Here is a 16,002-nt window from a genome sequence, read left to right as displayed (position 1 = left end):
GCGTAAACCCAGCCAGGCCGTGTTTACATTAGTCAAAGGGTTCAAGTAATAAAGTCTGGAGGAGGAGAATATGTCCCAGATCGCCACCGAAAATGGTGCTGTAGACAACGGTGCTGAGAACAAGCAGGGCGCCCCCCACCAGCTCACCGCAGCCGACCGCTGCGATGCCTGTGGTGCCCAGGCCTACATTCGCGTCGTCGTGAAGAACAGTGAGTTGCTGTTCTGTGCTCACCACGGCCGCAAGCACCAGGAGAAGCTCGCGAGCATTGCCGAGAGCTGGCACGACGAGTCAAGTCGTCTGCTCGAAGACCAGCGTTCCTAGCTGGTCAATAATCTCGTTCGGCTCGAGCTGACGAAAGAACGGATACCGCACGCGCGGCTGGCTCAGGCCAGTCTCGGGTGCGGTTTCCTCATTAACGCCCGGCCGGCTGCTATTCGGTCGGCTGCCCGAGCCGCAACGCAACCTGGTTGCGCGCGGTGCGCGCCGTCTCATCGACGGACTCGGCCACAGCGCCGCGGGAATAGACGAGACCGCGGCGACGGAATGCCGCCTTGAGCAGGTGATCGGCCAGCCCGGGGTTTCTGGCCAGAACGGGACCGTGCAGGTGGGTGCAGAACACCTCACCCATGGTCAGGCCCTCGATCTGCGGTCCGCTCGCCGGAGCATCCGCATTGCCTGTACCATGGAGCACCCGGCCCAGCGGGCTCGCCTCAGCGCCGACATAGTCGCGGGCGTGGTTCTCGAACCCGATCAGCCGCCCAAACTTTGACGACACGATGATGTCGTCGGTGGCGCGTTTCGTGCGGGGAACGGCGTGGCCCGCGACCAGTCCGAGTCCCTCGATTACGCTTCCGCCAGCGAGGTCTATCCCCCAGCTGATCAGCTCCCAGCCGGTGCCGACGGCCAGAATGGGCACGCCGGAATTCGACCAGACTCGCAGGTCTTCCAGCACGGTGCGCAGGGCATCCCTCGCAGGCAGCAGCGCAGCATCCGTTCCCGATCCGATCGACACCGCGTCGACGTGTTCGGGCAGATCGGCCCGGGTATGCACGTCGACGACTCGCGCTTCGCGGCCGCTCCACCGGGCGCGCTGGGCGAACACGCGAGCGTTGCCGGCATCGCCGTTGGTGTCGAGGAGACGAGGCAGCAGCGAGACCACCGTGAAGGGGCGCTCAATCGACGTGGCGGTCATTTACGATTCCTCAACGTTGGAGACGAGGCCGAGGTGGGCGCGGGTGCGCCGCATGCCGTCAGCCGAGAAGATGATCGTTTTCACCCCGGACACGGGATCCGGCAGTGCCAGGAAGGCATCGAGCGCGGTCGGGACGTCGGGTTCGATGCGATCGACCGCCACGCCGTCGTAGGCCAGCTGCAGGGCGATGTCGTGCGCCTTCAGTCCGGAGGCGATCAGCACGTGGCCAAGCCCCGAGGTATCGACCGGCCAGAAATAGGAGGGATCCCGCACATCGGAGCCGATGATCACGATGATCTGCTCCGTGCCGGCCTCGAGGCTGTCCACGTTGAGCTGAAAGCTCGACGGGTTTTGCACGAGCACGAATTCGATCGTTTTACCGCCGACGGTGACGACTTCGCCGCGACCGAAGACGGCCGGCATAGCCGAGAGTGCGGCACAGGCGGTGGCAGGGTTGAAAGTCTCCCCCAGCGTGGCCTCGGCGGCGCCGAGCGCGGTCAGAGCATCAACGGCGTAATGGATGCCGCGGGCCGGCAGTGCAATGCTGTGGCTGCCGCCGTTGGAAGGGAATTCCACTTCGGCAGTTCGCCCCGCCATTCCGGTCAGTTGGAGTCCCCTTCCAGCGGGCAGACGCGATTCGGCGGTGTCGGCGTAGCCCAGGCCACGGGGGTGCAGCGTGAGAACGTGGGCGGTGACGCCGTAGCTGGACACCCGTATGCTCGGTTCGAGCCTGGAGCCGACGTCGGCGAGGTAGCGGTCGTCGGCATTGAGAACCACGGTTTCAGTGGCGCGGGCAGCGATCTTGCCGAGCAGGGCCGCGACCATCTCTGAGTCGTGGAACCGGTCGATTTGGTCGACCATGACGTTGGTAAGGGCGACAACGCGCGGGCTCAGCGACCCGGCGATCAAGGCACCGTGCCCTTCGTCCATTTCAAGAACGGCAACGTCACCCGCGATGCGCCCGGTCAGAGTGACCCGTTCAAGCAGTGCGCTGGTCAAACCCTGGCTGATATTGGCCGTCGACTGGTTGGTGAACACGGTCAGGCCGTGCGCCCGCAGAATGGCCACGAGCATCTTGGTCGTCGTCGACTTGCCGCTCGAACCGGTCACGATGACCAAACCGAGCGGAAAGCCGTTGAGGGTGTCGGCCAAAAAACGAGGCGCGATGCGGTTGACGACGACGCCGGGGATGGCCGAGCCACCACCCGGTTTGCGCCAGCGGGCTAGAACCCGAACCGCTCGACCAATCAGAATCGCCGGAGCGTACTTCACCGACTTCACGAGAGAAGAGTCACGATCCGGGACCGCCGTGTCAACGCCACTCTTTACTCGAGGTAGTCGCGTAGGGACTGCGACCGGGACGGGTGGCGCAGCTTGGCCATCGTCTTGGACTCGATCTGACGGATGCGTTCACGCGTGACACCGAAGGTGTCGCCGATCTGGTCCAGTGTCTTGGGCATGCCGTCGCCGAGGCCGAAGCGCATTCGAATGACGCCGGCTTCGCGCTCGGAGAGCGAATCGAGCAGGCTCTCGAGCTGCTTCTGCAGCATCGTGAAACCGACCGCATCCGCTGGTACAACGGCCTCGGTGTCTTCGATGAGGTCGCCGAACTCGCTGTCGCCATCTTCACCGAGCGGGGTGTGCAAGGAGATCGGCTCGCGACCGTATTTCTGTACCTCGACGACCTTTTCCGGCGTCATGTCGAGTTCGCGGCTGAGTTCTTCGGGCGTGGGTTCACGGCCGAGGTCTTGCAGCATCTGCCGCTGCACCCGGGCGAGCTTGTTGATGACCTCGACCATGTGCACCGGAATGCGGATGGTGCGGGCCTGGTCGGCCATGGCGCGGGTGATCGCCTGACGAATCCACCAAGTGGCGTAGGTGCTGAACTTGAAGCCCTTGGTGTAGTCGAACTTCTCGACGGCGCGGATGAGCCCGAGGTTGCCCTCCTGGATCAGATCGAGAAACTGCATTCCGCGACCGGTGTAGCGCTTAGCCAGCGAGACAACGAGGCGGAGGTTGGCACCGAGCAGGTGGCTCTTGGCGCGGGCGCCGTCCTTGGCGACCCACTGCAACTCGCGGCCGAGCGCGTTTTTCTTCTCGACATCGGTCATGACCGACAGCTTGTCCTCAGCGAACAGGCCGGCCTCGATGCGCATGGCCAGTTCGACCTCCTCGGCAGCGTTCAGCAGGGCGACCTTACCGATTTGCTTGAGATAGTCCTTGACCGGGTCGGCCGTCGCGCCGGTGATGGCACTCGAGTAGACCGGAACCTCATCGTCGTCGTCAACCAGCGACAGCACGAGGGCGCCGCTCGGCAATGGCTCGGCCGAGGCCGGGCGCTTGGTGCCTTCGTCGTCTGAGTCGTATTCCTCGCCGTCCGGCGCGCTGTCGACGTCGGCTTCTTCGTCTTTCTTGACGACCTTGGCCTTGGTGACGCGCTTCTTGGGAGCAGGCTTGTCGACGCCAGCTGCGGTGGCCGCGGACTTCTTCGTCGCGGCGGCCTTGGCTGCTGGAGCCTTGGTGACGGTCTTCTTGACCGTCGTCGTGGGCGCCTCGTCGGTCGCCTCGGTCTTTACGGTGGTTGCCATTGGAGCACCTCTCATGCGGAGTCTTACCTGCTTCTGTGCGACCGGTGACGGCGCCAGATGCGTTTTTGGGCAGAACTTGGACCCATGTCAAGCCCAGGGATGCCCAAACCAACACTGTAAGTACCACACGGTGTGGAGATGCCCCGGACCAGAACGGGTCCTTGAACAATTATTGCACGGTTTGTCTGGACGACAAGCCACGCCACGCACTAGGATTCTCCGTTACGTCGTTTCCAGGTGCGTGATAGTGCAACCCAGATGGGCGCCACCTCTATTCCCTCATCGCGGGAGAGCTGGCGACGGGTGCGGCGGCGGGCGTGCAGCAGAAATACGACTCCGATGCCGACCACGAGATATTGCACCGAGAACGCCACCCGGAATGCATCGAGGGCGTACAGGTCGCTGGCCGCTCCCCCGGCGACCTTCCATCCGTTTTGCAGGTCGAGCAGCAGCCCCACCAGATACATCGTGACGAAACTCGCGGTAAACCCGCCGACGTTGACCACACCGTTTGCCGAACCGAGACTGCGTTGCGGGTTGAAGGTGCGGGCAAAATCAAAGCCGATGAGCGAACCCGGTCCGCCGATGCCGAGTACCACGAGCAAAAGCACAATAGTCCAGAGTGGTGGAATACCCGGCCAGAGTAGAACGAGCGCCCAGGCGGCGGCTATGCCCGCGACTATTCCCAGCACGATATTGCTGCGGCGCAGGGGATGACGTGCCGTCAGCAGGCCGAGAATCGGCCCGAACACGAGCCCGGCCCCGACCAGCACTGTCAGCATGGCGGCAGCGAAGGCCGGTTCGTAGCCGAGGCCGAAAACCATGAACGGATAGCCCCAAAGCAGGCTGAACACGGTGCCGGCGGACTGCGTCACATAGTGCGACCAGAACCCGAGCTGGGTGCCTGGACGTTTGAAACTGTGCCGCAGCTGGGTCAGCGCGATGGCCAGGCTGTTCGTCCTGACCTGCTCGGTCAGGTCGCTGGGGCGGTCCCGCACAAAGATGACGACCACGATCAGGGCGATGACGGCGACGGAGGCGGCCGAGAGAAAAGCCGGCACCCATCCGCTCGTGTGCAGCAGCCAGGCCAGGGGGACCGCGGATAGAACCTGGCCGAGCTGGCCGATATTGCCCATCCATTGGGACAGCAGCGGAACGATGCGTCCGCTGAACCACGAGCTGATCAGGCGAATCATGGAGATGAAGATGGTCGCATCGCCCGCGCCCACGAGAATACGCCCTACGACGGCAAGGGTGATGTCCGGTGCGAGCGCGAGGGTGATCTGCCCGATCACCATGAGTGCCGTGCCGGTGATCATGAGCACCCGAGGCCCAAAACGATCAATCAGAACGCCCACCGGGATCTGTGCCGCGGCATAGACCAGGAGTTGCACAACGGCGAGGCTCGAGAGCACGGCAGCCGAGCCGCCGAAACGCTCGGTGGCCGCCACTCCCGCAATGCCCATCGAGGTGCGCTGCAACACGGCGGACAAATACGCGAACGATCCGATGACAAAGATCAGGGTAGATCGCCGGGAGTTCACTTGTCCCAACTTACCGCGCTTGCGCCTGCCCCGGTTTCGGAACGCCCCGCCGGCACTTGTTGTTAAGCAGACGGGCCGTCGTCGCGGCTGCGACGCAGGGCCAGGAAATTTTCCAGCTCGGCGGCGATTTCGTCGGCCGAGGGCAGTTCGCCGTCTTCATCGGTCAGCGGCGACCGTAATGTGCTGCCCTCCATGTAGGCGTCATAGCGCTGCTCCAGGGTGCCAACGAGCTTGGCCAGTTCGGGGTTATCCCGAACCTGGTCGTCGATGCGGGCGACGAATTCACGGTTGGCTTCGCGCAGACGATCGGTGGGGAAGATCAACCCGGTCGACGCGCTCGTGCTCTCCAACGCGCTCAGTGCTGCGGCGGGAAACTCGGCGTCGCCCAGGTAGTGAGGCACCAGCAGAACGTAGCCGACCGCCCCGGCACCGCGCTCCTGCAGCCGAAATTCAAGCAGGTGCAGCACGTTGGCCGCGACCTGCGTGTGCGGCCGCCACACCGACCGATTCTCGATCAGGTCGGAGCGATTGCCGCTCACCGTGACGCCGATCGGACGGGTGTGCGGAACCGGCATCGGGATGGCGTGTACCCAGGTGGTCGAGGTAACGGTGAACCGTTCCACCAGCTGCATCACGGCGGCCGTGAATTGTTCCCAGCGAAAGTCGGGCTCGAACCCGGCCAGGAACAGGAACGGCTGCCCGATTTCGTCACGAGCCAGATACAGGCGCAGTGACGGCGGCTGATAATTGGTCAGGTGGTCTTGATCGAAGTAGATGATCGGGCGTCGCGCTCGGTAATCCAGCAGAGCGTCGGTGTCGAACGACGCGACAACGGTGTGCTCGAGGGTGGTGAGGAGATAGTCAGTGAATTGCGCGACCGCACCACCGGCATCCGCGAAGCCGGTCAGCCCCGCGACCAGGTGTAATCCCTCTGGAACGCCATCGGCGTCAGAGGTCAGTTCGTACAGCTCAGCAGGGTCTAACATTCCTTAACTCTAATCCGCACTGCCGTTTTTGGGTGGCTTCTGACGGAGTGCCGAGAGCGAACACCTCGCGCGCTGGGGCTGCCGGCCACCGGCGATCCTGCACCCGGTGGCTACCATCGAAGTATGACCGTTCCCACCCTGTCCCTGTCCACCAAGTCCGCCGTCGACTCTCCCGCCGCGATTCTCATCGTCGCTGCCCAACAAACGGATGACGGTGTGCGCCTCATCGAAACCGGAAGCGACACGCTGATGGCCGCGATCACGGCCCAGCTTCCGTTGCTCGGCGTGACCGGCGCCCGCGATGAGGTCGTGCGGCTGGTCACTGATGACGGTTCGCCGCGCGCGATCGCGATCGTTGGACTCGGACGTACCGTCGATACCGATGCGCTACGGCACGCTGCCGGTTCCGCGGTTCGTCAGCTGACCGGCGTCGGTGCCGTCGCCTTCGCCATCTCGTTGACCGATGCCGATCAGGTCGAGGCCGTTCTCGAGGGCGCAGCTCTCGGCGGCTACTCCTACACCGCGTACCGACATAGCTCGCTCGCCGCGGCCAAGCTGCCGGCGTCGAGTGTGGTCGTGCACACCGGGGTCGCGGCACCCAACGCCATTGCGCGGGCCAGCGCGAGCGCCGAGGCGATCCGCCTGGTGAAGGACCTCGTGAACATGCCCCCCCTCGACCTCTACCCCGCCTCGCTCGCCGACGCAGCGGTTGAGGCCGCCACCGGTCTGCCGATCGATGTGACGGTCTGGGACGAGCAGCAGCTCGCGGCCGACGGCTTCGGCGGTATCGCCGGCGTCGGTGCTGGGTCCACTCGCCCGCCGCGCCTGGTCAAGCTCAGTTACACACCGGCCGGAGCCGACAAGCATCTCGCCCTTGTGGGCAAGGGCATCACCTTTGACACCGGCGGACTCTCGCTCAAGCCGCCGGCATCCATGGTCGGCATGAAATACGACATGACCGGTGCGGCCACCGTGCTCGCCGTTGTGCTGGCCGCGGCGCGGCGGGAACTGCCGGTGCGCATCACGGCTTGGATGTGCATCGCCGAGAACATGCCCTCCGGTTCGGCCATCCGACCCAACGATGTGCTGCGCATGCGCGGCGGACGCACCGTCGAGGTTCTCAACACCGATGCCGAGGGTCGCCTCGTACTCGCCGACGGTCTGGTCGCCGCTGCCGAAGAACAGCCAGACGCGATCATCGACGTCGCCACCCTCACCGGAGCAGCCGTCGTCGCTCTCGGCACCCGGTATTTCGGAACCATGGGCGATGATGCCCTGGTGCAGCGGGTTCTCGCTGCCAGCGCTGCCGTCGGTGAGGCAGCCTGGCCGATGCCGTTCCCCGATGAGCTGCGCGCCACCCTCAACTCCGATGTGGCTGACATCGCCAACGCCAAGATCGGCAGCACCGCCGGCGGCATGCTGCTGGCCGGCGTGTTTCTGCGGGAATTCATCGGAACGGATGTTAGCGGAACGACGATCCCCTGGGCTCATCTCGACATCGCCGGGCCTGCGCAGAACTCGGGTGCGGGGTGGGGGTTCACCGCGGCCGGACCGACCGGGGTATCCGTCCGGGCCCTGCTCCGACTGGCCGAGGACTTTTCACGCCCGTAGTACAGTCGTAGGGGCAAGAAAAAGCTTGTCAAACCACGTGGCCGATCAGCACAATTTCATCGGCCGTCGTGACAAAGCGTTAAGCGCGAGGGAGTAGCTGAGTGTCGGATCAGAATTTTGACATTGTCGTTCTCGGTGGCGGAAGCGGTGGATACGCAGCAGCGCTGCGCGCCGTGCAGCTGGGATTCACCGTTGGTCTGATCGAGAAGGGCAAACTCGGCGGCACCTGCTTGCACGTCGGCTGCATTCCGACCAAGGCTCTCCTGCACTCGGCTGAGGTCGCCGATGTCAGCCGCGAGTCGGCCAAATACGGTGTCAAGACCACGTTTGAGGGCATTGACATGGCAGCGGTCACCGCGTTCCGCGAGGGCATCGTCGCGAGCAAGTACAAGGGCCTCCAAGGCCTGGTCAAGGCTCGCGGCATCACCGTGATCGAAGGTGAAGGCCACCTGGTCTCCCCCACGACCGTTCAGGTCGGTGAGGACACGATCGTCGGCAAGAACGTCATCCTCGCGACCGGCTCCTACGCCCGTTCGCTGCCCGGCCTCGAGATCGGCGGCCGCGTCATCACGAGCGAGACCGCGCTCGCCCTGGACTACGTGCCCAAAAAGGTCGCCGTGCTCGGCGGCGGCGTCATCGGTGCCGAGTTCGCGAGCGTCTGGAGGTCCTTCGGCGCCGACGTCACGATCATCGAAGCGCTCCCGCACCTCGTTCCGAACGAGGAAGAGTCCATCTCCAAGCAGCTGGAACGTGCATTCCGCAAGCGCGGCATCGAGTACTCCCTCGGCATCCGCTTTCAGAGTGTCACGCAGAGCGACTCCGGCGTCGTCGTCACCCTGGAAAACGGGGCAACGGTTGAGGCCGACCTTCTGCTCGTCGCTGTCGGCCGCGGCCCGGTCACGGCCGGACTCGGCTTCGACGAGGTCGGCGTCACCATGGATCGTGGCTTCGTTATCACCGATGAGCGTCTCGCCACGAATATTCCCGGCGTCTACGCCGTCGGCGACATCGTTCCTGGCCTGCAGCTGGCCCACCGCGGTTTCCAGCAGGGCATCTTCGTCGCCGAAGAAATCGCCGGACTGAATCCGATCATCGTCGAAGACATCAACATTCCCAAGGTCACCTACTGCGACCCCGAGGTTGCATCCGTCGGCTACAGCGAAGCGAAGGCTGCCGACAAGTTCGGTGCCGACCAGATTTCGACCTACGAGTACAACCTCGGCGGAAACGGCAAGAGCTCGATTCTCGGTACCGCCGGGTCGGTCAAGCTCGTTCGAGTCAAGGACGGCCCCATCGTGGGCATCCACATGATCGGTGCCCGCGTCGGCGAACTCATCGGCGAAGGCCAGCTCGTTGTGAACTGGGAAGCGTACCCGGAGGACATTGCTCCGTTCCTGCACGCCCACCCGACGCAGAATGAAGCGATGGGTGAGGCCTTCCTGGCTCTCGCCGGCAAACCGCTTCACGCGATGTAGTCGGAATCCCATTCTTATCCCATTTTTAGACAATCAAACGGTTTTGAAGGAGACATGCGCATGAGCGAATCCGTCAGCCTCCCGGCACTCGGAGAGAGTGTTACAGAGGGCACGGTCACCCGCTGGCTCAAGAACGTGGGCGACCGCGTGGAGGTCGACGAGCCGTTGCTCGAGGTATCGACCGACAAGGTGGACACGGAAATTCCGTCCCCGGTCGCCGGCATTATTGAGGCCATCCTGGTGCAGGAAGACGAGACCGTCGAGGTCGGAACACCCCTCGTGACGATCGGCGACGGGTCCGGCGCTGCCGCTCCGGCAGCCGAGGCACCGGTCGAGGCAACCGCAGCCCCCGTGGCAGAGCCGGTTGCAGCACCGGAGCCGGTTGCAGCTCCTGTTGCCGCCCCCGAGCCGGTCGCAGCGCCCGCACCGGTTGCCGCAGCCGCACCGGTTGCCGCACCCGCACCGGTCGCATCGCCCGCACCGGTTGCCGCTCCCGCTCCGGTTGTCGCTCCGGCTCCGGTTGCAGCACCCGCCCCCGTTGCCGCAGCACCCGCTGCGGTTGTGGACGCCCCGGTCGCTCGCGGTTCGCACGCAGGGACCAGCGGGTACGTCACCCCGATCGTGCGCAAGCTCGCCAACGAGGCCGGTGTCGACCTGTCGACCATCAGCGGCACCGGGGTGGGCGGACGAATCCGCAAGGAAGACATCGTGCAGGCTTCGTCAGCGCGGCCGGCCGCGGCCGCCCCGGTCGTGGAGGTCTCACCGCTGCGCGGAACTACCCAGCCGATGTCACGCCTGCGCAAGGTCGTCGCCGAGCGTGCTGTCATCTCGATGCAGTCATCCGCTCAGCTCACGACCGTGGTCGAGGTGGATGTCACCCGGGTGGCCATGCTGCGCGACCGGGTCAAGGGTGCGTTCGCCGAGAAAACCGGCAACAAGCTCTCGTTCCTGCCGTTCTTCGCCCTGGCCGCAGCCGAGGCGCTTCGTGCCATCCCGATCGTGAACGCCACGATCGAGGGCGACACGATTGTCTACCCGGCCCAGGAAAACATCAGCATCGCGGTCGATACAGAACGTGGCTTGCTGACTCCAGTCGTGCGCAACGCCGGCGAACTCGATCTGGCCGGCTTTGCCGCCCAGATCGCGGACCTCGCTGCCCGCACCCGGGACAACAAGCTCAAGCCCGACGAGCTCAGCGGCGGAACGTTCACGCTGACCAACACCGGTTCGCGCGGGGCCCTGTTCGACACTCCCGTGGTGTTCCTGCCGCAGAGCGCCATCCTGGGCACCGGCATCGTGTACAAGAAGCCACTCGTCGTCACGACCGACGGCCTCGACGCGATCGCGATTCGTTCGAGTGTGTACCTCGCCCTGTCTTATGATCACCGCATCATCGACGGAGCGGATGCTGCCCGCTTCCTCACCACGATGAAGGCACGTCTGGAAGCTGGAGCGTTCGAGGGCAACCTCGGCATCTAAGCTCCAGGTTCTGCCGACGCTGAGCAAATCAGTAGTCGAAAATCTCACGAAGACGCCAGCCGCCCTCGCCCTTGACCACAAGGACCGAGGCTGGCTGGCCTTTTTCGTTCCCGGCGCCCGGGGCGAGTGCGACAACGGCCAGGTTGCCGGTTCGTTCCGCGAGGGTCGGCAGGTGGCCTACGTAGTCCGGCAGTTGCGGTCCTGACCCGCCCTGTTGCCGCTGACGCGCGTCGTAGCTGTCCAGAGCGAGCACGGCCGACCCGGTCTGGTCGACGCCCACCAGGCAGACGAGGGACGCCGCAGCGAGGCAAGCGGCCCGGCCGGCGAGCAGCGCCACCACGGCCGCAATCGGATCGTCCCCCGCAATCGCAGCCGCGTCCGGCGTTTCAAGGTCGGAGACGGCACCACCAGCCTGGCTGTGGTCTGAAGAATGGTCGCTATTATCCGGTGTCGCGGACGTTGCGGGCGGTCCGGCCGCCACCGGGTCGGCCGCGGGACCGGGGCGCCCGGAATGACCGGAGAGCGGAAACAACGTCAGAGCCAACACGAGCACGCTGACACCGACCAATCCCGCCACCAGGATAGGCCTTCGACGACCGTGAAGTCGTTTACGCAGGCCATGCCCGAGTGCCGCGACCGGACGTGCATCAACCAGGCTGTTGAGCAGCCGGCTGAGCAGCCAGCTGAGGAGATGCCGTAACCCGGCGACCCTCGCCACCAGGTTACCGAGGGCCCGGGAGGGCGGTCTCAGGCCCGCATTGACAGCAGAAGGATACGGGTCGGGGTCGTGCAGAACGGGGTCGTCGTGTTCCGGGGCGTACGGGCCCGGCGCAGTCCGTTCGGTGGCGTGGCCGCGTTCGCTGAACGTGCCTCGGATCTGCAGGTTTCCGATTCGCCGAGCGGGCTCCGCAACCTCCTGGCCACCGATCGACGGGTCAGCCGACCCGGCGCTGTCGGGATCCGGTTCGGTGACGAGTCGAAAGCCCCGCAGCGGTTCCGCGTCGGCCCAGTCGAACAGGGCGCGTTCCAGATCCACCAGGATCGATTCCGTCGGTTTCAGTGCGAGGAACGCTCCAGGTTCTGCGCCGTACCGGCCAACATCGTACGGCCCAACACTGGTTTGACCAGCACCGTACCGACCCGCACCGTCGCTCGGATCCACCGCCTCGTGGAACCGCCGGATCAATTCTGCCCCGCCGTGGCTGCGCGCGTCAGTCTCGGCGAGCCCAGCACAGACGCACCGCCCGATGGTCGCCAGCCGGGTGTAATCGGCGCGGAGGAGCGGCATCCGCTCTCGTAGGGCGTCGCTGAATTGGCGGATCGCACCGAATCCGGTCAGCACGGAGCGGCCGGTCGCGTCGAGCAGTACGGTGGCCTGGCTGAGGCTGCCGTGTGCGAACTCGGCCGAATGCAGCGCGTTGAGGGCCACCACGACGGGGGCGAGGAGGGTCACCGCTTCGCCCGGCGACAGCACGGGATGTTCGATCAAATAGCGGGCCAACGACCCGCCGGCGAGCCGTTCCAAGATCAGGCAGATTCGACCATCACCGAGCTGCGCGACATCGAGCAGCCGGACCAGCCCCGGCGCTGCTGCCGAGGTGAGGACGGCGATGTCGCTCTCGATGCTCGCCGACTCGGTGTCGGCACGGAATATCTTGAGGGCGACCATGGCGCCGCTGCCGGAATGTCCGAGATAGATTGCAGCGCGGTCCCCCGTGCCAAGCAGCCGAATCAGTCGGTAGCCGGCAACGACGCATTCGCTCTGCAGCGCTGCCGACCCCGGCGCGCGATTTCCGTCGACCTCCAGCTGCGGCCGAGGACCGAAGCGAATCGGGTCACCAAGTCGGATCGGGTTTCTGAATTGGATCGGGTCTCTGAATTGGATCGGGTCATCGACCGGAGCCGAGGGCGCTGCGCTGCGTCGTTTCACGAGACCATGTTCTCGCGGGAATCCGGTGCACAGACCTGGCCGGCACGCACCGGTGCACAACGGGCGAACCAGGAAAGCGGGGAGGAGCGCAGAAACCTGACGGCAGCCAGACTGACAAACGTCTGCAGCTCGCCCCAACTCCCCCGGAGCCCCCTAGACTGGGCCAATGCTCGACTTTGTCGTCGCGGGGCTAAGCGCCAACTCCGTGCCGTATGTTGAGGGCCTAGAGCTCCAACGCGCAGTCCACCGTTCCGTCGTCGCCCGTGAGCGACCGGACACCGTCCTCCTTTTGGAGCATCCCGCCGTGTACACAGCGGGTAAACGCACCCTGCCGGAAGAACGCCCCGTCGACGACACCCCGGTGATCGACGTCGACCGCGGCGGTAAAATCACCTGGCACGGACCTGGGCAGCTGGTCGGCTACCCCATCCTGCACCTCGCAGAACCGGTCGACGTCGTCGGCTATGTTCGATCTCTCGAGGGCATGCTGATCGAGGTGCTGATCGGCTTCGGCATCGACGCCGTCCGGGTAGCCGGACGTTCGGGAGTCTGGGTCGGACCGGCCGGCCACGAAGACAAGATCGCCGCCATTGGAATTCGAGTGGCACAGGGTGTCACCATGCACGGCTTCGCGCTCAACTGCAGCAACTCCCTCGAGCCGTATGACCGCATCATCGCCTGCGGAATTCGCGATGCCGGAGTCACCACAATGTCCCGCGTCCTCGGCCGCACCGTAGACCCGAGTGACCTGATCGACCCCATCACCGCTGGCTTTCAGCGCACGCTGGGAGCCGACACCGACAGCCTTAACCCCGTCAGCCTCGACAACGTCAGGACGAACGCATGAACGCAGTACCCGAAGGCCGCAAACTCCTACGCCTGGAAATTCGCAACGCCGAAACTCCGATCGAACGTAAGCCGGCCTGGATCAAGACCGTCGCCAAAATGGGCCCCGAATATCAGAAGCTGCAGAGTCTCGTGAAAAGCGAGAACCTGCACACGGTCTGCCAGGAAGCCGGCTGCCCCAACATCTTCGAGTGCTGGGAAGACCGCGAAGCAACCTTTTTGATCGGCGGCTCCCAGTGCACACGACGCTGTGACTTCTGCCAGATCGACACCGGGAAGCCGGCCGACTACGACACCGACGAGCCCCGCCGCGTCGGTGAATCGGTTGTCACCATGAACCTTCGCTATGCCACCGTGACCGGTGTGGCCAGGGACGACCTGCCCGACGAGGGGGCCTGGCTCTACGCCGAGACCATTCGCCAGATCCACCAGCAGAGCCCCGGAACCGGCGTCGAGATTCTGGTGCCGGACTTCTCCGGCAACCCGGATCATCTCGCGCAGGTGTTCTCAGCCCAACCGGAAGTTTTCGCGCACAACGTCGAAACCGTGCCGCGCATCTTCAAGCGCATCCGCCCCGCCTTTCGCTACGACCGGTCGCTCGACGTGCTCACCCAGGGCCGTAACGCCGGTCTGATTACCAAGTCCAACCTCATCCTGGGAATGGGTGAAGAACGCGCGGAAATCACCCAGGCCCTGCACGACCTGTACGAAGCCGGCACCGACATCATCACCATCACGCAGTACCTGCGGCCGAGTGCCCGACACCTGCCGGTCGCCCGCTGGGTGCGCCCGGAGGAATTCGTCGAACTCAATGAGGAGGCCAAAGAAATCGGCTTTCTCGGCGTGCTTTCCGGTCCGCTGGTGCGGTCGTCCTATCGGGCTGGTCGGCTGTGGGCCCAGTCCATGGTCGCGACCGGCCGGGAGATTCCGGCCGACCTGCGCCAGCTGGCGGATGCCCAACTTGGGTTCGCCCAGGCCGTCTCCTAATGCGAGGATGGGGTGAATTCGGTCACTCGGCATTCGAGTGACTGGGTAGTCTTATACCCATGGCACGCAGCAAGGAAAAGACCCCCAAAAAACCGAAGAAACCCGGCCGCTTGAAGCAAATGTGGCAGGTTTTCCAGATGACGAGACGATATGACTCGAATATCGTCTGGATTCTGGTTCTGGCCTTCCTAATCCCCGTTCTGATCAGCCTGGCCCTGGCCCTGCTGATTCCCGGCAGCAACGTCTTCACGATGGTGCTGTGGATCGTCGCCGGCGTGCTCGCCGGAATCCTGGCGATGCTCATCATTCTGGGGCGGCGGGCCGAGAAAGCCGCCTATTCGCAGATCGAGGGCCAGCCCGGTGCTGTCGGTGCCGTGCTGCGCAGCTCGCTCAAGCGGGGGTGGGTCGGCAGTGAAATGCCGGTCGCCGTAAACGGCAAGACTCAGGATGCTGTCTATCGGGCTGTCGGTCGCGGTGGAGTCGTGCTGATCAGCGAGGGCCCGAAAACGCGCACCACACGCATGCTCGAAGAAGAGAAGCGCAAGATCGTGCGCATCGGCGGCAACGTCGGCGTGACCGTGATCTCGGTTGGACCCGACGACGACGCCGTGCCGCTGCACAAGCTGGCCCGCCGTCTAACCCGGATCAAGCCCACCCTGACCAAGGCCGAAGTTCTTGCGGTCAACAACCGCCTGAATTCCATGGGCACCAAGCTTCCCATTCCCAAGGGCGTCGACCCGATGAAGGCGCGCCCGCAGCGCGGTTGACTCCAGACAGATTCACCCGATTCCGGGGAACCAAAAGAAGGGCCCATGCTTCGCGTGCGGCCCTTCTTTTGGTTGTTCGGACTGTGCGGCACAGACCGGACCGCTACTGACGAATGAGGGCCGTTCCGGCGATCTTGTCGTGGAAGCCGCGCTGATCGGAATCCCAGACCAAGGCGGGAAGCGCGATCCCGAGCAGCAGCGAGCGCACCACCGGCCGCCACAGCCCGATCCAACCGCCGTGAAGGGAGATGAGCCGCAGGCCAACGAGCCGGTGGCCGATACTGGCCCCGATGGTCGGAATAAACACGATCTGCAGGATGACGAAGATGATTAGGTTCGCGGCCGGATCGTAGTTGAAGAAGATCGCCGACACCGCGATCGCGATGGCCCAGTCGATGGCGAAGCCCAGAATTCGCCGTCCAGGCCGACCGATCGAACTCGGCCCGTGCTGGGGTAGCCCGAGGCGCTCCCCCGGCCATTTGCTCGGTGGCACTGGACCAAAAGTGTTCGGGCGGGAGCTGGAGTCTGGCACCCGATAAGTCTACCGAGCAGGCTCCCCTGTAACATGTGTGAAACATAAGCGTCACGGACAAGTA

The 16,002-nt window shown here is 64.7% G+C and carries 14 protein-coding genes; 7 read left to right on the top strand and 7 right to left on the bottom strand.

All coding sequences use genetic code 11. From position 1 onward, the window contains the following. Positions 1-70: 70 nt before the first annotated feature. Positions 71-322 carry a DUF7455 domain-containing protein gene (locus E3O11_RS13720; protein WP_166787589.1) on the top strand — a complete coding sequence of 84 codons (252 nt, stop codon included), beginning with the start codon at positions 71-73 and terminating at the stop codon, positions 320-322. Between the two features lie 109 nt (positions 323-431). On the opposite strand, the gene E3O11_RS13715 is transcribed toward E3O11_RS13720, so the two are convergent. The 5 genes from E3O11_RS13715 to E3O11_RS13695 form a co-directional block, all read right to left on the bottom strand. Further along, complete coding sequence (locus E3O11_RS13715; protein WP_092448631.1) at positions 432-1,193, bottom strand: type 1 glutamine amidotransferase; 762 nt, start codon at positions 1,191-1,193, stop codon at positions 432-434. Next, on the bottom strand, positions 1,194-2,474 hold the full coding sequence (locus E3O11_RS13710; protein WP_134477500.1) for a MurT ligase domain-containing protein: 1,281 nt from the start codon (positions 2,472-2,474) through the stop codon (positions 1,194-1,196). A 44-nt stretch (positions 2,475-2,518) separates the two neighbouring features. Continuing rightward, positions 2,519-3,781, bottom strand: a complete 1,263-nt coding sequence (locus E3O11_RS13705; protein WP_198415604.1) for an RNA polymerase sigma factor — start codon at positions 3,779-3,781, stop codon at positions 2,519-2,521. Positions 3,782-3,990: 209 nt separating this feature from the next. Further along, complete coding sequence (locus E3O11_RS13700) at positions 3,991-5,325, bottom strand: MFS transporter (RefSeq protein ID WP_092448634.1); 1,335 nt, start codon at positions 5,323-5,325, stop codon at positions 3,991-3,993. Between the two features lie 62 nt (positions 5,326-5,387). After that, positions 5,388-6,311, bottom strand: a complete 924-nt coding sequence (locus E3O11_RS13695) for a proteasome assembly chaperone family protein (RefSeq protein WP_092448635.1) — start codon at positions 6,309-6,311, stop codon at positions 5,388-5,390. A gap of 123 nt (positions 6,312-6,434) precedes the next feature. On the opposite strand from E3O11_RS13695, the gene E3O11_RS13690 reads away from it, so the two are divergent. From E3O11_RS13690 to E3O11_RS13680, 3 genes are all read left to right on the top strand, one after another. Beyond that, on the top strand, positions 6,435-7,922 hold the full coding sequence (locus tag E3O11_RS13690; protein WP_092448636.1) for a leucyl aminopeptidase: 1,488 nt from the start codon (positions 6,435-6,437) through the stop codon (positions 7,920-7,922). Between the two features lie 101 nt (positions 7,923-8,023). Next, on the top strand, positions 8,024-9,397 hold the full coding sequence (gene lpdA / locus E3O11_RS13685) for a dihydrolipoyl dehydrogenase (RefSeq protein WP_092448637.1): 1,374 nt from the start codon (positions 8,024-8,026) through the stop codon (positions 9,395-9,397). A gap of 60 nt (positions 9,398-9,457) precedes the next feature. Then, a complete protein-coding gene (locus tag E3O11_RS13680) occupies positions 9,458-10,876 on the top strand; it encodes a 2-oxo acid dehydrogenase subunit E2 (RefSeq protein ID WP_092448729.1) in 1,419 nt (472 codons plus the stop codon). A 28-nt stretch (positions 10,877-10,904) separates the two neighbouring features. On the opposite strand, the gene E3O11_RS13675 is transcribed toward E3O11_RS13680, so the two are convergent. Continuing rightward, entirely contained in the window at positions 10,905-12,806 is a 1,902-nt protein-coding gene (locus E3O11_RS13675; RefSeq protein ID WP_166787588.1) for a protein kinase domain-containing protein, read from the bottom strand. Between the two features lie 166 nt (positions 12,807-12,972). Between E3O11_RS13675 and lipB the strand changes: the two genes are divergently transcribed. Genes lipB through E3O11_RS13660 form a run of 3 tightly spaced genes read left to right on the top strand, consistent with a single transcriptional unit; the run spans position 12,973 to position 15,406 of the window. Continuing rightward, positions 12,973-13,653, top strand: coding sequence for a lipoyl(octanoyl) transferase LipB (lipB, locus tag E3O11_RS13670; RefSeq protein WP_092448639.1), 681 nt, complete (start codon positions 12,973-12,975; stop codon positions 13,651-13,653). Further along, entirely contained in the window at positions 13,650-14,639 is a 990-nt protein-coding gene (lipA, locus tag E3O11_RS13665; RefSeq protein WP_092448640.1) for a lipoyl synthase, read from the top strand. The genes lipB and lipA overlap by 4 nt, the downstream gene beginning before the upstream one ends. A gap of 59 nt (positions 14,640-14,698) precedes the next feature. Then, complete coding sequence (locus tag E3O11_RS13660) at positions 14,699-15,406, top strand: DUF4191 domain-containing protein (RefSeq protein ID WP_092448641.1); 708 nt, start codon at positions 14,699-14,701, stop codon at positions 15,404-15,406. Positions 15,407-15,509: 103 nt separating this feature from the next. Here the strand turns inward: E3O11_RS13660 and E3O11_RS13655 are convergent, their stop codons facing one another. Continuing rightward, positions 15,510-15,938: an RDD family protein gene (locus E3O11_RS13655; protein ID WP_092448642.1), complete on the bottom strand. Its 429-nt coding sequence runs from the start codon at positions 15,936-15,938 to the stop codon at positions 15,510-15,512. Positions 15,939-16,002: the final 64 nt, after the last annotated feature.

This window comes from Cryobacterium levicorallinum (genome assembly GCF_004402405.1).
Taxonomy (GTDB): Bacteria; Actinomycetota; Actinomycetes; order Actinomycetales; family Microbacteriaceae; genus Cryobacterium; species Cryobacterium levicorallinum.
The sequence above is the reverse complement of the archived record's forward strand: the minus strand, read 5'-3'. Positions and strand labels throughout refer to the sequence as shown.